At 63.9% G+C, this 17,384-nt stretch carries 19 protein-coding genes and 1 pseudogene; 4 read left to right on the top strand and 16 right to left on the bottom strand.

The annotated features are described in order from the left end of the window. Nucleotides 1-55: 55 nt before the first annotated feature. From HB777_30950 to rplS, 8 genes are all read right to left on the bottom strand, one after another. Nucleotides 56-1,252 carry a GGDEF domain-containing protein gene (locus HB777_30950; GenBank protein ID QND67931.1) on the bottom strand — a complete coding sequence of 399 codons (1,197 nt, stop codon included), beginning with the start codon at nucleotides 1,250-1,252 and terminating at the stop codon, nucleotides 56-58. A gap of 159 nt (nucleotides 1,253-1,411) precedes the next feature. Beyond that, the gene (leuC, locus tag HB777_30945) at nucleotides 1,412-2,821 is read right to left on the bottom strand and encodes a 3-isopropylmalate dehydratase large subunit (GenBank protein QND67930.1); all 1,410 of its coding nucleotides are present in this window, start codon (nucleotides 2,819-2,821) and stop codon (nucleotides 1,412-1,414) included. 485 nt (nucleotides 2,822-3,306) lie between these two features. Next, a complete protein-coding gene (locus tag HB777_30940; protein QND67929.1) occupies nucleotides 3,307-3,942 on the bottom strand; it encodes a methyltransferase domain-containing protein in 636 nt (211 codons plus the stop codon). A gap of 54 nt (nucleotides 3,943-3,996) precedes the next feature. Continuing rightward, nucleotides 3,997-4,809: an amino acid ABC transporter permease gene (locus HB777_30935; GenBank protein QND67928.1), complete on the bottom strand. Its 813-nt coding sequence runs from the start codon at nucleotides 4,807-4,809 to the stop codon at nucleotides 3,997-3,999. A 214-nt stretch (nucleotides 4,810-5,023) separates the two neighbouring features. After that, complete coding sequence (locus HB777_30930) at nucleotides 5,024-5,821, bottom strand: transporter substrate-binding domain-containing protein (GenBank protein QND67927.1); 798 nt, start codon at nucleotides 5,819-5,821, stop codon at nucleotides 5,024-5,026. 178 nt (nucleotides 5,822-5,999) lie between these two features. Further along, entirely contained in the window at nucleotides 6,000-6,500 is a 501-nt protein-coding gene (locus HB777_30925) for a MarR family transcriptional regulator (protein QND67926.1), read from the bottom strand. Further along, the gene (locus HB777_30920) at nucleotides 6,497-6,931 is read right to left on the bottom strand and encodes an organic hydroperoxide resistance protein (protein QND67925.1); all 435 of its coding nucleotides are present in this window, start codon (nucleotides 6,929-6,931) and stop codon (nucleotides 6,497-6,499) included. The genes HB777_30925 and HB777_30920 overlap by 4 nt, the downstream gene beginning before the upstream one ends. Nucleotides 6,932-7,065: 134 nt before the next feature. Next, the gene (gene rplS / locus HB777_30915) at nucleotides 7,066-7,614 is read right to left on the bottom strand and encodes a 50S ribosomal protein L19 (GenBank protein ID QND67924.1); all 549 of its coding nucleotides are present in this window, start codon (nucleotides 7,612-7,614) and stop codon (nucleotides 7,066-7,068) included. Nucleotides 7,615-7,942: 328 nt separating this feature from the next. Here rplS and HB777_30910 point away from each other — a divergent pair, with 328 nt between their 5' ends. Then, the gene (locus tag HB777_30910; GenBank protein QND67923.1) at nucleotides 7,943-8,695 is read left to right on the top strand and encodes a sulfite exporter TauE/SafE family protein; all 753 of its coding nucleotides are present in this window, start codon (nucleotides 7,943-7,945) and stop codon (nucleotides 8,693-8,695) included. Between the two features lie 159 nt (nucleotides 8,696-8,854). Here HB777_30910 and HB777_30905 read toward each other — a convergent pair whose 3' ends face one another. The 4 genes from HB777_30905 to rimM form a co-directional block, all read right to left on the bottom strand. Next, the gene (locus HB777_30905; protein ID QND67922.1) at nucleotides 8,855-9,307 is read right to left on the bottom strand and encodes a DUF2442 domain-containing protein; all 453 of its coding nucleotides are present in this window, start codon (nucleotides 9,305-9,307) and stop codon (nucleotides 8,855-8,857) included. Beyond that, the gene (locus HB777_30900) at nucleotides 9,300-9,524 is read right to left on the bottom strand and encodes a DUF4160 domain-containing protein (GenBank protein QND67921.1); all 225 of its coding nucleotides are present in this window, start codon (nucleotides 9,522-9,524) and stop codon (nucleotides 9,300-9,302) included. Before HB777_30900 ends, HB777_30905 begins: the two co-directional genes overlap by 8 nt. A 142-nt stretch (nucleotides 9,525-9,666) precedes the next feature. Then, the gene (gene trmD / locus HB777_30895) at nucleotides 9,667-10,368 is read right to left on the bottom strand and encodes a tRNA (guanosine(37)-N1)-methyltransferase TrmD (GenBank protein QND67920.1); all 702 of its coding nucleotides are present in this window, start codon (nucleotides 10,366-10,368) and stop codon (nucleotides 9,667-9,669) included. Then, complete coding sequence (gene rimM / locus HB777_30890) at nucleotides 10,365-10,964, bottom strand: ribosome maturation factor RimM (GenBank protein ID QND67919.1); 600 nt, start codon at nucleotides 10,962-10,964, stop codon at nucleotides 10,365-10,367. The genes trmD and rimM overlap by 4 nt, the downstream gene beginning before the upstream one ends. A 129-nt stretch (nucleotides 10,965-11,093) precedes the next feature. Between rimM and HB777_30885 the strand changes: the two genes are divergently transcribed. Both HB777_30885 and HB777_30880 read left to right on the top strand, forming a co-directional pair. Next, nucleotides 11,094-12,032 (top strand): tyrosine recombinase XerC, encoded by a 939-nt coding sequence (locus HB777_30885; GenBank protein QND67918.1) that lies wholly within the window; start codon nucleotides 11,094-11,096, stop codon nucleotides 12,030-12,032. A gap of 62 nt (nucleotides 12,033-12,094) precedes the next feature. Further along, a complete protein-coding gene (locus HB777_30880; GenBank protein QND67917.1) occupies nucleotides 12,095-13,165 on the top strand; it encodes a polysaccharide biosynthesis protein GumN in 1,071 nt (356 codons plus the stop codon). Nucleotides 13,166-13,223: 58 nt separating this feature from the next. Here the strand turns inward: HB777_30880 and HB777_30875 are convergent, their stop codons facing one another. Beyond that, nucleotides 13,224-13,727 (bottom strand): DUF2867 domain-containing protein, encoded by a 504-nt coding sequence (locus HB777_30875; protein QND68957.1) that lies wholly within the window; start codon nucleotides 13,725-13,727, stop codon nucleotides 13,224-13,226. Nucleotides 13,728-14,160: 433 nt separating this feature from the next. Here HB777_30875 and HB777_30870 point away from each other — a divergent pair. Continuing rightward, nucleotides 14,161-14,331 (top strand): annotated as a pseudogene (locus HB777_30870) (SH3 domain-containing protein). Between the two features lie 357 nt (nucleotides 14,332-14,688). Here the strand turns inward: HB777_30870 and HB777_30865 are convergent. The 3 genes from HB777_30865 to HB777_30855 are packed head-to-tail and all read right to left on the bottom strand — an operon-like array spanning nucleotide 14,689 to nucleotide 17,380. Beyond that, nucleotides 14,689-16,095, bottom strand: coding sequence for a dihydrolipoyl dehydrogenase (locus HB777_30865; GenBank protein ID QND67916.1), 1,407 nt, complete (start codon nucleotides 16,093-16,095; stop codon nucleotides 14,689-14,691). Nucleotides 16,096-16,118: 23 nt separating this feature from the next. Next, on the bottom strand, nucleotides 16,119-16,874 hold the full coding sequence (locus HB777_30860; protein ID QND67915.1) for an SDR family oxidoreductase: 756 nt from the start codon (nucleotides 16,872-16,874) through the stop codon (nucleotides 16,119-16,121). Next, nucleotides 16,871-17,380 carry a hypothetical protein gene (locus tag HB777_30855; GenBank protein ID QND67914.1) on the bottom strand — a complete coding sequence of 170 codons (510 nt, stop codon included), beginning with the start codon at nucleotides 17,378-17,380 and terminating at the stop codon, nucleotides 16,871-16,873. The genes HB777_30860 and HB777_30855 overlap by 4 nt, the downstream gene beginning before the upstream one ends. Nucleotides 17,381-17,384: the final 4 nt, after the last annotated feature.

Here is a 17,384-nt window from a genome sequence, read left to right as displayed (position 1 = left end):
ATAGCTAAGCATCGACGGGCGAAGAAGACGTTAACGCCGACCAGCCGGACAGGATTCAGCCTACCTTGAGCGGTTCCGGCACGAACGCCGTTTCCGGCCGCTCATAGGACAGACGCACGCTGTCGCGGCCGTTCCTCTTGGCCTTGTAGAGGGCGTCGTCGGCACGGCGCATCAGCGGCTCCAGAGCCTCGTCGCCGCTGCGGGCCGCTACGCCGAAGCTGGCTGTCACCTTCGTCCCGGTGGGAAGCCCGTCGACATGGCCGGCCGAATAGAGCGTGCGCACCGCCTCGGCGAATAGCCGCGCCGCGGCGAGATCGCTGAGCGGCAGCAGCACCGCGAATTCCTCGCCGCCGACACGCCCGGCAACACCGCGCGCGCCCGCCGCCGATCGAAGCTTGGCGGCGAAATCGGCGATCACCCGATCGCCCGCCGCATGCCCGTGCACATCGTTGAGCGCCTTGAAATGATCGAGGTCGGCCAGCACCAGCGCGACCGGGAACCGCGCCGAGGCGCAGTGCCGCAGCAGCAGCATACCGCGCTCCTCGAAGCCACGCCGGTTGAGCAGGCCCGACAGCGGGTCGGTATAGGTCTCGGTCTTCAGCGCTTTCATCACGTCGAGTGCCGCGGCGGAGAACAGGCACAGTGCGATGAGCAGCGACAGCAGTGCGTGCGACAGCAGCGCCGTCGTCCAGTAGGACGAGCCATAGAAGCCGTCATAGCTGGTGAAGGGCCCATGCGCGATGACGACGACAAGGGTGCGCACGAAGAAATTGAGGCCTGAAAGCAACGACAGCACGAACAGGATTTTTTCGGTCGGACCGTTGTTGCGCACCGGGCGCAGTTCGGCGGCGACCAGAAGGCTGATACCGCCGAAAGCGAAATTCATCGCCAGGATGCGCCAGGTGAGATCCGGCGCGACGAACAGGAACCAGCACAACGATGCCAAGCCGCCGCCCGCCAGCACGCCGATCCCCACATAGGGCACCTTGCGGCCATAGCGGTGAACGATGGCGCTGGACAGGCAGCAGCCGGCGATGGTGAAGCAGATGTTCGACGCCAGCTTGGTCAGCGGCATGCCGATCGGCAAGGTGAAATACTGCAGCAGGAAGCCGACTGCCGAGAGACCGTAGCTGATCCCCAGCACGGCCAGATAGGGGCGGTGACGTTGATAGGACCATAGCACGAGGAACGCGGCGCCGAGCGCCAACGCGATCGTCGGGTTGAGCAGCGCTATGAGCAGACCCGTGTCCAAACGACTGGTATTTCCCCGCTTACGTCAGGGAAGACCTTAGAGGGCAAGCGCAAACAAGCGGTTAAGCGCAGGCGACTATGTGGACGAACCGGATGAAAAGGCCCCGGAGCGCAAAGCGGTCCGGGGCCAGGTATGTGTTCGAAGCTCGGCGCTCCGGAATTACTTCCACTCACGGATGTCGACGAAGTGGCCGGCGATCGCCGCCGCCGCCGCCATGGCCGGCGACACCAGATGGGTGCGGCCCTTGAAACCCTGACGTCCCTCGAAATTGCGGTTCGAGGTCGAGGCGCAGCGCTCATGCGGCTTCAGCCGGTCGTCATTCATGGCAAGGCACATCGAGCAGCCCGGCTCGCGCCAGTCGAAGCCGGCGGCGACGAAGATCTTGTCGAGGCCTTCAGCTTCCGCCTGTTCCTTGACCAGGCCGGAGCCCGGCACGATCATCGCATCGACATGCGGGCTGACCGTCTTGCCTTCGACCACCTTGGCGACGGCGCGCAGATCCTCGATACGGCCATTGGTGCAGGACCCGATGAAGACGCGGTCGAGCGTGATATCGGTGATCTTGGTGCCCGGCGTCAGACCCATATAGTCGAGCGCGCGCTGCTTGGAGGTGCGCTTGTTCTCATCGGTGATATCGTCCGGGTTCGGCACGATGCCTTGCACCGACACGACGTCCTCGGGCGAGGAGCCCCAGGAGACGATCGGCGGCAGCTTGGCCGCGTCGAGCACGATCACCTTGTCGAAATGCGCGCCCTCGTCCGACTGCAGCGTCTTCCAGTATTCGAGTGCCGCATCCCAGGCCGCGCCCTTCGGAGCGCGCGGCTTGTCCTTGACATAGGCGAAGGTCGTCTCGTCGGCGGCGATCAGGCCGGCGCGCGCGCCGCCTTCGATCGACATGTTGCAGATCGTCATGCGGCCTTCCATCGACAGCGCACGGATCGCTTCGCCGGCATATTCGATGACATAGCCGGTGCCGCCGGCGGTGCCGATCTCGCCGATGATGGCCAGGATGATGTCCTTGGCGGTGACGCCTTCCGGCAGCTGGCCGTCGACACGCACCAGCATGTTCTTGGCCTTGCGCTGGATCAGCGTCTGCGTTGCCAGCACATGCTCGACCTCGGACGTGCCGATGCCGTGCGCCAGCGCGCCGAAAGCGCCATGCGTCGAGGTGTGGCTGTCGCCGCAGACGATGGTCATGCCAGGCAGGGTAAAGCCCTGCTCGGGGCCGATGATGTGGACGATGCCCTGGCGGATATCGTTCTCGGAATAATATTCGACGCCGAAATCCTTGGCGTTCTTGGCCAGCGCCTCGACCTGGATGCGGCTTTCCTCGTTCTTGATGCCGAACTTGCGCTCGGGCGACGTCGAGACATTGTGATCGACCACGGCCAGCGTCTTTTCCGGATGCCGGACTTTGCGGCCGGTCATGCGCAGGCCTTCGAAGGCCTGCGGGCTGGTCACTTCATGGACGAGGTGGCGGTCGATGTAGAGCAGGCAGGTGCCGTCGTCCTGGCGGTCGACGACATGGTCGTCGAAAATCTTGTCGTAGAGGGTGCGCGGTGCGCTCATGTGCGTAAATCCGTCGATATGAGAATGGGAAAGAGCAGACGTCTGACTTTCGGCCCGGCGAAACGACCTGGACAGGTCGGCCTAGGGTAGTCGGCTGGTCAGCGCCCCGGACATGCGCGCGGAGAAGCGCGACGGCAGGCGTTTTCTGTCCTGCAGCACGAACCCCTTGTAGGCCGGATCGCCAAAAAGCTCTTCCATGGCGTGGCTCATACCAATGTTTTGGGTTTTCGGCAATTGCGGCGTGTCTTCGCAGAACTTGGGTTCCTCGCCCCACGAAGTGGGGAGAGGTGGCCCGGCGAAGCCGGGACGGAGAGGGGCCTGCGCGGCGTCTGGAATTTGTTGCCTCCTGATAGCTTCGATCCTGGCCCGTCTCGCGCCTTGTCCCTCACCGGGTTCTGGCTTCGCGTATGTCGTCCCCCTCTCCGTCCCGGCTTCGGCGGGCCACCTCTCCCCCGCTTCACGGGGGCGAGGAAACGCGGCAACGCTCACAACACCTCGAAAACAAACGTCTTCACCAGCGCATCCGGCTCCGCGATCGCATAGCAGCGGAACCACGGGCTCTCCTCGACGGGTCGCCATCTCTTCGCCCGCGCCAACTCTTCGAAGACAGCCTGAAAGCCGCCACTCTCGAACACCTGGTCGCGCACGGTGAAGATGGCATGGCCGCCCTTGCGGGTGATGCGCACCAGCTCGTGCAGGCCGGATGCCGGCGCATGGCTGATGGTGAACACGCCGGTCGAGAAGAAGGCGCGGAAATACCCGTCCGGCCATGGCAGCGTCCCGCCCAGCATCGCCTGTTTCAGCTCGTTGTGGGCATTGCGGCTGCCGGCGATCTTCAGCATGTCGTCCGAGAGATCGAGCCCGGCAATGTCGGGGTAGCCGAGCGCCTTCAGCGACGGCCCCGACAGGCCGGTGCCGCAGCCGGCATCGAGCAAGGGTCCATCGCCCGCCGGCACATGGCGCGCCACCCAGGCAGTGATCAGGAAAGGCAGGAGATAACCGAGCGAGGCGGTCTCGCTGTCATAGGTCGCGGCCCATGCGGCATAGGCCTCTTCAAGCGCTTCCGGCGTGTCGGCCGCATAGACGGAATCCAGCGCTGCATTGGCTTTGTCGACGATCATGGGACCTCCTCAACGGGAATGCCGAGGGATCGTAACGCTGTCTTCGCCGAAAAACTATTCCTCGTGCTGACGACGCAACCGCCGTTCCAGCGCCCGCAGCGCCAGCGACAAGCCGACAGTCAGGATGAGATAGATATAGGCAACGATCGAATAGGTCTCGAAGAAGCGGAACGAGCCGGCGGCATAGACCTTGCCCATCTGCGTGATGTCGGCGACGCCGAGTACCGAGACCAGCGAGGAATCCTTGACCAAAGCGACAAAATCATTGCCGAGCGGCGGCAGGATGGTGCGGATCGCCTGCGGAAACACGATCAGCCGGAAGCGTTGCGCCCGGCTCAGCCCGAGCGCCTTCGCCGCTTCGATCTGGCCCTTCTCGACCGCCTGGATGCCGGCCCGGAAAACCTCCGAGATGAAGGCCGAATAGCCGATGGTCAGCGCCATGATGGCACGCCACAACAGCGATACGTCGCGCACCAACAGCTCGCCGAACAGGCCGGCGCTTTGCAGCGGCGCTGTCAGCGCGTTCCAGGCCGCGACGAAGGCCGGCGCACCGGCAAAGGCGATCCAGAACAGAAGCACCAGGATCGGCACACCGCGGATGATCTCGACATAGAAGCGCGCGATCTGGCGCAGCCACCGTGAACCCGACATTCCCATCAGCGCGATGCCGAGCCCAATGGCTGACGCCAGGACGAAGGCGACCACGGTGACGAAGACGGTGATGCCGATGCCCTTGGCGACGATGGCGAACACCTGGGCATAGAGGTTGCTGGTGGCGACGAAGACGGCCACCGCGATCGCGATGGTTACGGCCACGACGAGCCACCAGGGGAAGTCGGCTTTGGAGGTTGAGGCGGGCGTTGCCATCAGGCCGCCGCTGCAAGCAGGGCGGAAAAAGGAACGCAGAGGTCACCGAACAACGCGCCTTTACCCTCCCCCTTGTGGGGAGGGTCGGCTCGCCGACTTTGCAAAGCAAAGTTGGTGAGACGGGGTGGGGGTGAGGCGCCGGCGCTGGCACCCCCACCCCGCTCCGCTTCGCGGATCGACCCTCCCCACAAGGGGGAGGGTGAGGTGCGGGAAATCACTGCCCCATCTTGTAATCAAGAAACCACTTCTTGTTGAGCGCATCGAGCGTTCCGTCCGCCTTGAGCGCCGCGATGGCCGCGTTGACCGGCTTCACCAGGTCCGAACCCTTCGGGAAGATGAAGCCAAAATCCTCGGTGCCGAGCGGCCCGCCGATCAGCTTCAGCTTGCCCTCGGAGGCGTCGACATAGCCCTTGCCGGCGGTGCCGTCGGTCAGCACGACATCGACATCACCGGATTTCAGCGCCTGCACCGTGGCGCCGAAGGTCTCGAACAGTTTGATTCGCGGGTTCTGCTCATTGCCGTCGAGCACGCTGTAGACGGCGGTATAGAAGGGCGTCGTGCCCGCCTGCGCGCCGATCAGCCCGTCCTTGAAGGCGCCGAAGGTCTTGGCGTCGGTGAAGCGGCTTTCGTCGCCGCGCACCAGCATGAACTGTTCGGAGCGCATATAGGGGTCGGAGAAATCGACCTTCTCCTTGCGGTCGTCCTTGATGGTGATGCCGGTCATGCCGATGTTGTACTGGTTGTCGGAAACCGCCTGGATCATCGCGTCCCACGACGTATTCTGGTACTCGACCGTGAAATTCAGCCGCTTGGCGATTTCGTTCATCGCGTCATATTCCCAGCCGATCTGCTTGCCGGTCTTGGCGTCGATGAACTGCAGCGGCGGATAGGCATTCTCGGTCACCACCACCACCTTCTTGCCGCCGAGATCGGGCAAAGCCTGCGCGAAGGCGGCAACGGGTGCCAGGACGAGGGCAAGCAGGCCTGCCAGCAGCAGTTTCGATTTGGTCATGACACACTCCCCGGAAAATTGAAGGGCCCGGGCATGGCCGGGCTTCTAAGGAAAATCCGGCGCCGACTTTAGCTTTCCGCAAGCGTCATGCAAGACGCTCCGCTGCGTCAGGACGCGCGAAAGCGGATTCCAGTGCTTTCATTTCCGTGATTCAGGAACGAACGGTGCGCGACTGCGATCAGCTCTGGTTCGCGGGGCCGGCATCCGCCTTGCGCAAGCCGGAGACGAACCGCGTCAGGGTGCGATGCAGGGATTTCAATTCGTCGGCATCCAGCGGCAGGTTGCAAAGCATCGCCGCCGGTACGCTTTTGGCCTGCTCGCGCAATGCCTGGCCTTCCGCCGTCGGCTCGACCAGAACACGGCGTTCGTCGGCGGGGTCACGCCGGCGCGTGACCAGGCCGCCTGCCTCCAGCCGCTTGAGCAGCGGCGTCAGCGTCGCCGAATCCAGCCCAAGCGCCTCGCCAAGCTCGCCCACCGTGCTCGGCGCGCGCTCCCACAGCGCCAGCATGGCCAGATATTGCGGATAGGTCAGGCCGAGCGGATCGAGCAACGGGCGGTAGAGCTTTGTCATCAGCCCGCTCGCCGAATAGAGCGCGAAGCAGAGCTGTTGGTCGAGCTTTGCCACCCCGGCGAATTGCGCCGGGGTTTGCTTGGACCTGATTGTCGTTTCCGTGGTCATGCTGCCTTTGCCGGAAGCGCCGTTGCCGAAAGCGCCACTTCGATATTGCCCTTGATGGCGTTGGAATAGGGGCAAATCTGGTGCGCCGCCGATACAAGCGCTTCCGTCGCCGCCTGATCAAGACCTTTCGTTTCCGCCGAAAGCGAAACGCCAAGCACAAATCCGCCCTGCGCATTGCTGTGCAGGCTGACATTGGCCGTCACCGAAGCATCCTGCAGCGGCAGTTTCTGCTTGCCGGCGATGAAGCGCATGGCGCTTTCAAAACAAGCGGCATAACCGGCGGCGAACAGCTGCTCGGGATTGGTGGCGCCGCCCTTGCCGCCCAGCTCCTTCGGCATGGCAAGGTCGAGGCTGAGCAGGCCATCATCGCTCTGGACATGGCCGGCGCGGCCGCCGACGGCGCGGGCTTGGGTGGAATACAATGCAGGCATTTCGCTTCTCCATTTAAATCGTGCACGATTGTTTAGTACACGATATAATTGGAGTCAATCACCGATTTCCTGCCATCCCTCCAAACGAAAAAAGGCGGCCGAAGCCGCCTTTTTGAACATGCTCGTCGAAAACCTTATTCGGCGGTGGCTGCTTCCGCTGCCTTGGCGGCTTCGGCTGCCTCGGCTGCGGCCTTCTTCTCGGCGGCGTCCTGGGCGGCCTTCTCGACGGCCAGAGCCTCGGCGGCTGCCACCTTCTCGGCCTCGATGCGGGCCTTCTCGGCGTTCAGCGCATCGCGCTCCTCGTCGTTCAGCTTGCGGGCGCGCACGCCGGTGTTTTCCGAGATACGGGCCGACTTGCCGCGACGATCGCGCAGGTAATAGAGCTTGGCGCGACGCACCTTGCCGCGGCGAACGATCTCGACGCCTTCGACCATCGGCGAGTAGACCGGGAACACGCGCTCGACGCCTTCGCCGTAGGAGATCTTGCGAACGGTGAAGTTCTCCTGGAAGCCGGCGCCGGCGCGGGCGATGACGACGCCCTCATAGGCCTGGACGCGGGTGCGGGTGCCTTCGGTCACGCGGACCAGGACGCGCACGGTGTCGCCGGGCTGGAATTCGGGAAGCTTGCGCTTGGCTTCGATCTTGGCGGCCTGTTCGGCCTCGAGCTGACGGAGAATATCCATCTCAAAAGTCCACTTCTTGTTCTTCCGACAGTCAGAGCGTCCGACACTCGCCTTGCAGTTCCAATGACCGCTCGGCTATGCCCTTTGTCTCCAAGACATTTGTCTTTGAAACATCGGGCAGGGGCGACTACACCGTCATTGTTGACGGGTCCGGCAGATTCCTTCTGGCCGGTACGGGCGGGCACATACAGCTATTTCGCCGCTTTGTCACGCCTTGGCCGCGCATTTTCTGCTTGCATGGCACCATCGTAATCTTGCCGTGCCGGGTTGCGCCGGTCCTTCAGGCTTCCTAAGCCTGAAATAACACAGTTTTGAGCGGCCGCATTCCATGTCTGTCTTCGACGCCATCCTGCTGTTCCTGGCGGGCTTCCTGTCAGGCGCCGCCAATGCGGTCGCCGGTGGCGGCACCTTCATCACCTTCGGCGCCATGACTTTGGTCGGCCTGCCGCCGATCGTCGCCAACGCCACCTCCTCGGTGACGCAATTTCCAGGCTACATCACCTCGACGCTCGCCTACTCGGCCGACATCAGGCATTTCTGGCGCGGCGCGCTGCTGCTCTGCCTGATCTCGGCCATCGGTGCGCTGGCCGGTGCGCTGATCCTGCTGGCGCTCGACAATCCATCGTTTCGTGCCCTGGTGCCGTGGCTGTTGCTGGCCGCGACGGCCCTGTTTGCCGCCGGGCCATGGCTGAAGCCGGCGCCAAAACCGGGGCAGGAAGCCGCCGTCGGCTCGCTGGCGGGTTCGCTGGCGCAGTTCGTCACCGCCATCTATGGCGGCTTCTTTGGCGCCGGCATGGGCGTGATGATGCTGGCGACGCTCGGCCTGACCCAGGCCGGCGACTATCACCGGCTGAACGCGCTGAAGAACATGCTGGCCATGGTCATCGCCGCTGTCGCTATCGTCGTCTTCGTCTCGGGCGGCGTCGTCGCCTGGCCGCAGGCGATCATCATGATCCCGGGCGGCGCGCTGGGCGGCTATGCCGGCGTCTGGATCGCCAAGCGCGTGCCGCAGAACGCGGTGCGCGGCTTCGTCGTCGCCGTTGGCCTGTTTTTGGCCTTCTATTATTTCACGAAGGGGTGAGCCGGATCACTTCGATCCCGGAAAATCATCGGCCTCGACTCCGGATCGATGGTAAATGTCGAGGCTGAGCTTGATGCCGTGCTCACCAAGCATGAGCAGCGTTTGCGAGGCCAACGGCAACCCCGCTGGAGTCGACACAGTCAAATAGGCCGCATAGCCTCATCGTTCACCTGCCTTTTCTGCCAGATACCGAGCAGCCAAGGCTATGGAGTTCGGGATTGGAGTTGATCCCCTGTACATTGCGATCAGGCGTCGAGAAACGTCGAGTTGCAGCGCCATCCCGTCGAGCGAGTACGATAGCTTATCCATGATTTGGCGGAACTCTCCGTTCTCCATTCCCACGGCAGGAAGCGTGGCAATCCAAACTGCGGAAAGCTCGATCCCGTCATCCCATTCAAGCGCGGTGCCTTCGTCATTCACCCTCATCGTGGCGAAATTTTCTTCGTCTGTTCGAAGGGGAATAAAGTGGCGGTGACTATTCAGGACCGGGGCCAGGTCCACAGTTACCGAATTGCCGTTTCGCCAAGTCACGCGAACTCGACGATTGTCAATAATGGTGGCGGCCGCAATCCGAGGAAGCGGACGGCCTTTCGTGACGATCTCGTTATCCATTGATGCGTCTCCACTCATTGCGAAGCTCCGTTTCGTGCGTCTTTGCCCACTCCATGACAGCATCGAGATCACCCCGGCGCATCGATCCCTGAAGTACCTCCCACGATCCGATGGTTATCAGGACTTCAAATTCTGCCTTGACCGCATGGAAATGCGGTGGGCTATGGTCTGCAAAGACCTGAATTTTTATCCCGTCGAAAGTGGCGATCGTCGGCATTTGGCTCGCCCCGCGATAAGCCATATTTAGTGCATCTCATGCACTAAATCAATCATAAAGTGCAACCAATGCACTTTATGACGCCAGTTTGGCGAGCCATCGGAGGCGCCTTGGAGGGCACTTGCCCAAACACGGGCTCTCCTTAGTCGTTGTTGGTCTTGCCATTTTCCAAAAGGTCCGGCCGTCGCGCTCTTGTCAGCGCCTCGGACTCCGCCCGCCGCCATGCGGCGATCTTCTTGTGATTACCCGAAATCAGCACCTCGGGAATCTCGCGGCCTTCAAACTCCTGCGGCCTTGTATAGTGCGGATGTTCGAGCAGCCCGTTCTCGAAACTTTCTTCCTCGCCCGACACCGCGTTGCCCATCACGCCGGGCAACAGCCGCACCACCGCATCGAGCAGCACAAGCGCTGCCGGCTCACCGCCAGAGAGGATGTAGTCGCCGATCGAGACTTCCTCTAATCCCCGCGCGTCGATCAGCCGCTGGTCGACGCCTTCGAAGCGGCCGCACAGGATGATGGCGCCCGGCCCGGCGGCCAGTTCGCGCACGCGCGCCTGGGTCAGCGGTTTGCCGCGCGGGCTCATCAACAGACGTGGCCGCGCGTCGCCTTCCGGCGAAGCATGGTCGATGGCTTTCGCCAGAACGTCAGCCCGCATCACCATGCCGGCGCCGCCGCCGGCCGGCGTGTCGTCGACGGTGCGATGGCGGTCGGTGGCGAAGTCACGGATCTGGATCGCCTCCAGCGACCATGTGCCGGCCTCGAGCGCCCGGCCGGCCAACGACAGGCCGAGCGCGCCGGGAAACATCTCCGGGTAAAGCGTCAGCACGCAAGCCGAAAAACTCACCGGTTGCCCCCGGCATCGCTCGGTCCGCGCGGCCTGCCCTTTGGGTCGAAGTCTTCCTCGCGCGGGCCATCGCCACCCTCGTCCTCGACCAGCCCGGCCGCAGCCGGGTCGACGCGGACGAAGCCCTCGGCGATCGACACCTGCGGCACCGCGGCCTGCGTGAACGGGATCAGCACGCCCTTGCGCCCGCCCAGTGTCACATCGAGAATGTCGCCGCCGCCGAAATTGTGCACGGCGACGACCTTGCCGAGCGCTGCACCCGTGTCGTCCCGCACTTCGAGGCCGACGAGGTCGGCATGATAGAATTCATCCGCCTCGCCATCGTCCGGCAGCATCGAACGGTCGACGAACAGCTCCGTGCCGGCCAGCGCCTCGGCGGCGTTGCGGTCGGCAACGCCTTTGAAGCGGACCACGACGACGGTGTTGGCGGGCCTGATGTCGATGATCTGGAAGGCGCGGCCGTCACGGGCGTAGAGCGGCCCATAATCGGCCAGCGCCAGCGGTTCACCGGTGAAGGTCTTCACCCGCAATTCGCCCTTGATGCCGTGGGCGGCGCCGATCACGGCCATCTGGACAGGGTTCTGGGGCTTGCTCATGGCGCGACATCCTTTGGCTTTGCTCTAACGCTCCCCGATTGTCATTTCAATGACGCGCTCTTCACCGCTTCCTAACCCGGCTGCCGGAAAATGGACGGGCATGCATGAAACAAGGGTCGAAAGCACGCCATGCAGGAATTCCTCATCCCGGCCAAACCCGATCTCCAGGCGGCACGCGAAAGCTGGCTGAAGATGCTCGCGCGAGAACGTCGGCTGTCCCCTGAGACGGTGGAAGCCTATGAGCGCGACACGCGTCAGTTCCTGCATTTCCTCACCGGCCATTGCGGCGGCTCGCCCGGCATTTCGGACATCGCCGATCTGCGTCCGGCCGATCTGCGCGGCTTCCTCGCGGCACGGCGCAACGCGGGCGCCGGTGCCCGCACGCTCGGCCGGGCTCTCGCCGGCATCCGCTCGCTGCTGCGTTACCTCGAGCGGCGCGGCCTTGCCAATGCGGCGGGTGCGGCAGCCCTGCGCGCGCCGCGCCAGCCCAAATCGCTACCCAAGCCGCTGACGGCAAGCGATGCCAAGCATGTCGTTTCCATCGAGGGCCAATTGGCGGAAGAACCCTGGATCGCTGCCCGCAACGCCGCCGTGCTGACGCTGCTCTACGGCTCGGGTCTGCGCATTTCCGAGGCACTTGGCCTTGCCGGCGCCGATCTGGCGTCGGCGACCGACACCGTGCTGCGCGTCACCGGCAAGGGCGGCAAGACGCGGCTGGTGCCGGTGCTGCCGGTGGCGCTCAGGGCGATCGCCGAATATCGCCGGCTCTGCCCCTATCACCTCGACCCGAAGGCATTTCTGTTTCGCGGCGCGCGCGGCGGGCCGCTCAACCCGGCCATCGTCCAGCGCGACATGGCCAAACTGCGCTCGGCGCTCAACCTGCCCGACACCGCAACGCCACATGCGCTGCGTCATTCCTTCGCCACCCATCTGCTCGGCCGCGGCGGCGATTTGCGCACCATCCAGGAGCTGCTCGGCCACGCCAGCCTGTCGACGACCCAGATCTACACCGGCGTCGACACCGCGCGGCTGCTCGAGATTTACGAGTCGGCGCATCCAAGGGCATGAACCCTTCAATTTTCGCAGTACCAATTAACCGTTTTGCCGCTTTTCGGTCCTAAGAAAGGATCATGAAACGCGTCATCGCCATCGCCGACCGCGCAGCGTCCGTATCGCTGAAGCTGCTTGTTGCGCTCAACGTCCTGTTTTTCCTGTCGTTCCTCGCTGTCTTGCTGTTCGCGGCCGGCAGGGCGCATGCCGAAGTCCCGACCTGCACCGGCGCCGACATGCTGTCGGCCTTGCAGAAGGACGACCCGGCGGCCTACCGCAAGATCGAGACGGAAGCCGCCGCGACGCCGAACGGCAAGGGCCTGTTGTGGAAGCTGGAAAAGCCCGGCGAAAAGCCGTCCTTCCTGTTCGGCACCATGCACATGACCGACCCGCGCGTCACCACGCTGCCGCCTGACGCGCAGAAGGCCTATGACGCTGCCGGCACCATCGTCATCGAAACCACCGACGTGCTCGACAAGCAGAAGATGATGGTCGCGATGCTCAAGGAGCCGGACCTGATGATGTTCACCGATTCGACGACGCTGGCGTCCCTGCTGTCGCCGGACGATGCGGCGGCCATGAACACCGCGCTCGATGCGCGCGGCATCCCGCCGGCGACCGTTGCCAAGATGAAGCCGTGGATGCTGTCGGCGATGATGGCACTGCCGGCCTGCGAACTCGCCCGCCAGTCCGGCGGCGCACCGGTGCTCGACGTCAAGCTGGCGGAGGGTGCAAAGGCTGCCGGCAAGCCGGTGGAAGGATTGGAGACGGCTGAGAGCCAGCTGCGCGCCATGGCCTCGCTGCCGCTGGCCTTTCACATGAAGGGCCTCGTCGACACGCTGAAGCTCGGCGACAAGGTCAACGACATCAACGAAACCATGATCGTGCTTTACCAGCGCGGCGACACCGGCATGTTCTGGCCGCTGTTTCGTGCGGCGATGCCTGACCAGCAGGACGACCCCGCGGGCTATGCGGCGTTCGAGGAAACCATGATCACCAGCCGCAACAAGGTGATGGTCGAGCATGCCGGGCCGATCCTTGCCAGGGGCAATGCCTTCATGGCGGTCGGCGCCCTCCACCTTCCCGGTCCCGAAGGCCTGGTCGAGGATTTCCGCAAAGCTGGCTATACTGTCACGCCTGTCGGACTCTAGTGCATGTCGCCCAAAAGTGGGCCGCGGTTTTGGGACAACGACATGCACAAAAGCAAGGTTACTTCGCCACGATCTGAGCCAGCATCGCCGGAACGACGATCCGGTGAAACGGCATGATGATCGCGAGATAGGTGCGCCCGAACCAATTATGCGTCTTGACGATCGTCGTTGCGGCCACCTCCTGTCGGCCCATGCCGAGATCCCTGACTTCGACCAGGACCCGGAAATCGAGATGCCGATCGTCGAGACCAAGCACGACCTTGCCGGGAAACTGGCTGAGGAGCGGAAATATCCCGATTTTTCCGCCCGGCAACACGGCAGGTTCCAGGCCGGTCTTCAGCCGGAACGGCCTGACGGCAAGATTGCGCAGTGCTATGAGCCTGCCAACCCAGCGCGGCGTTTGCCCCAAAGCCCGTTCGGCGGCGCCGAGAGCGGTCAATGAAAGACCTTCGGTGACCAGCACATAGCGGTCGGCGAACTGGGCGCCGGCAAGAGCGTCGTGGGGGTTAGGGACAATCTGCGCTGCGGAATTCATCACGGCAAAATCCTCTGAATTGACCATAGCAGGCACGGACTTGGCTTGCTGCGTGGCGAAACGCCGCCAGTCCGGCGAGGCACTCGAGATCAAGCTGGCGGGAGGCGCCACCTTCCAGTCCCGAGGGACTGGTCGAGGATTTTCGCAAAGCCGGTTATACTGCCCTCGCCGTCAATTGAGTCGGATGGCAGGGGAGGCGCAAACGCCGCGTTTTCGGCGTTTTCCTTTCCTAGCGTGAAACCCATTCAACGGTTGCACGTTGATGGCTGTTGATTGATCATTTTCATCCACGGAGGACACTTTTATGGCGAATCCATCGAACGACACTCCCAGGCCAGGCGGCGGTGGCGGCAGTGGTTGGCTAATTGCGCTGGTCGTCGTTATTCTGGCGGTTGTCGCGTACTATGTTTTCGGAAGAAGCGGTGAGCACCCCGCACCTGCCGAACCGCCGGCGGCCAGCACACCGGCCCCAGCGCCCGCACCGGCAGAACCGATGAAGCCGGCCGAACCTGCTCCGGCCCCAGCGCCGGCACCTGCAGAACCTGCGCCAGCCCCAGCCCCGGCCCCGGCCCCGGCACCAGCGCCCGCACCGGCCCCTGCGCCGGCCCCGGCACCTGCACCGGCCAACTGATCGGCTCGATATCAAATACGAACGGCCCGCTGAAAAGCGGGCCGTTTTGTTTTGGGCGATAACCCTTGACCCTGTGCCGATGTTGCGACCGCAGCGCAGGTACTGTCGACGCTGGCGCCGCCCCTCATCTGCCTGCCGGCATCTTCTCCCCGTAGAACGGGGAGAAGGGGGCTGGCCGCAACCTCGGCGCTCTTTCTGCTACGTTGGGCAATTGGCGAAGCCTCGATGCGAGCTTCTTTCTCCCCGTCTCTATACGGGGAGAAATGCCCGGCAGGGCAATGAGGGGCAGCGCGACGCCGGGGGGCTTCTTCGCGTGACGGAACAAGGGCGAGCGAAGCGTCGACCCGATGAGCGCCTCTAGATATGGATCGGCTTGAAGAACGTCGCCAGCGCCGCCTCCTTGACCGCTTCCGACATCGTCGGATGCGCGTGGCAGGTGCGGGCGAGATCCTCGGACGAGCCGCCGAACTCCATCAGCACCGCCGCTTCGTGGATCATCTCGCCGGCGCCGAAGCCGACAATATGCACGCCGAGCACACGGTCGCTTTGCTTGTCGGCGAGGATCTTCACGAAACCGTCCGTGTGCAGCATGGCGCGCGCCCGGCCATTAGCGCTGAACGGGAATTTCCCGACCTTGTAGTCGATGCCGGCCTTCTTCAGCTCTTCCTCGGTCTTGCCGACCGAGGCGATTTCCGGGCTGGTGTAGACGACGCTCGGAATGACGTCGTAGTTCACATGGCCGGCCTGGCCGGCAATGGTTTCCGCCACCGCCACGCCCTCGTCCTCGGCCTTGTGCGCCAGCATCGGCCCGGCGATGACATCGCCGATGGCATAGATGCCGGGGACGTTGGTGCTGAGATGGCCATCGGTCTTGACGCGGCCGCGCTCGTCGACCTCGACGCCGGCTTCCTTGAGCCCGAGACTGTCGGCATAGGCACGGCGGCCGGTGGCAATCAGCACGGCATCGGCCTCGATGGTCTCGGCGGCACCGCCCTTGACCGGCTCGAAGGTGACGGTCGCACCCTTCTTGGCCTTGGCGACGCCGGTGACCTTGGCGCCGAGCTTGAACTCGAAACCCTGTTTGGATAGCAGCCGCTGGAACTGCTTGGAAACTTCGCCGTCCATGCCGCCGAGGATGGTGTCGAGGAACTCGACCACGGTGACCTTGGCGCCGAGCCGCGCCCACACCGAGCCGAGCTCGAGCCCGATGACACCGCCACCCACCACCACCAGATGGCCGGGGACCTTGTCCAGCGACAGCGCGCCGGTCGACGACACGATGACCTTCTCGTCGATATCGACCTTGACGCCGGGAATGCCGGCGACATCCGAGCCGGTGGCGATGACGATGTTCTTGGTCTCGATCTCCTCGACCTTGCCGTCCTCGCCGGTCACCGACACCTTGCCGGCCGCGACCACCTTGCCGGTGCCGCGGAAACTATCGATCTTGTTCTTCTTGAACAGGAAGGCGACGCCGTTGACGTTCGACGACACCGTCGCATCCTTGTGCGCCATCATCTTCTTCAGGTTCAGCTTCGGCGCCGATATCTCGACGCCGAGCGTGTCGAAGGAATGTCCGGCCTCGGCGAACATCTCGGAGGCATGGAGCAGCGCCTTCGACGGGATGCAGCCGATGTTGAGGCAGGTGCCGCCGAAGGTCGCGTTCTTCTCGACCACCGCAACCCTGAGCCCGAGCTGCGCCGCCTTGATGGCGCAGACATAGCCGCCCGGTCCCGATCCGATGATAACGACGTCATAAGCCATGTTTGTTTCCCTTTGCTTGGCGCTCAGCGGCCGCCGCTTACATTCAGGATCGCGCCTGTCGTATAGGACGCGGCGTCGGATAGAAGATAGAGAACCGCGCCCGCGACTTCATCAGCCGTGCCGGCCCTTTTCATCGGCAGTATGTCGCGGAACCGCTCTATCCTGTCCGGCTGCCCGCCGGAGGCATGGATTTCGGTGTCGATGAGGCCCGGCCGCACCGCATTGACGCGGATACCCTCCAGCGCCACCTCTCGGGCGAGCCCGATGGTGAAGGTGTCGATGGCGCCCTTGGAGGCGGCATAGTCGACATATTCGCCCGGCGAGCCCAGGACTGCCGCCGCCGAGGAGATGTTGACGATGGATCCGCCAGACCCGCCATGGCGGGTCGACATGCGCTTGACCGCCTCGCGGGCGCAGAGAAACGAGCCAACGACATTGATGCGCATCATGCGCTCCAGCCGCGCCACATCCATCTCGTCGACGCGCGCCTTGGCGTCGACGATGCCGGCATTGTTGACGAAGGCGTCGAGCCGGCCATAGGCGCCGTCGACGGCCTCGAACATGGCCACGACATCGGACTCAGCGCCGACATCACCCTTGACGGCAAAAGCCTCGCCGCCGCCGGCCTTGATCTCGGCGACCAGTGCACTGGCGGCGTCCTGGTTCGAAGCGTAGTTGACCGCCACGTGATAGCCTGCCTTCGACCCGAGCCGGCAGATCGCGGCGCCGATGCCTCGGCTCCCGCCGGTGACCAGCAGCACCTTTTGCGTCCCGCTCATTCCTGGCATCCCTTCAAGGCAAACACGTCCCACGGCACTTTCGAAAACCCGCTGCCGCCATAGGCGCTGGACTGGCGCAGCGCCGGGCCGAGATCCGGCAGGATCAGCGTCTTCGGCGCCTCGACGCCTTCGGCCGGCAGCAGTCCGATGTTGCCCTTGTCATCCGACGTGTAGATGACGCCATGCCAGGGCGTGCAGGCGCCAAGTTCCTCGCCGGTGACGTCGCCCTCCGGGCATTTGTACATCAGCGCGCCGTTCGGCCGCGACACGCCCTCATTCCACATGACGATGCCGTTCAGCACCACATTGTTGTCGAGGATCATCCGGAACGTGTTGGTGACGGTCGCCGAGGTGCCGGTCGGCGTGAAATCGATCTCGCTGCCGCTCTGGGCGTCGCCATAGACGGCGAGTTCGATCGGGCAGGCGGCGCGTGCCTCGGAGCACGCAACCCCGAAGGCCAGCAATCCGGCGAAACATCTGATTGTGGGCGAGAGGGCGCTTTGCATCGGG

It is taken from the genome of Mesorhizobium loti (genome assembly GCA_014189435.1).
In the GTDB taxonomy this organism is placed as follows: Bacteria; Pseudomonadota; Alphaproteobacteria; order Rhizobiales; family Rhizobiaceae; genus Mesorhizobium; species Mesorhizobium loti_G.
The sequence above is the reverse complement of the archived record's forward strand: the minus strand, read 5'-3'. Positions and strand labels throughout refer to the sequence as shown.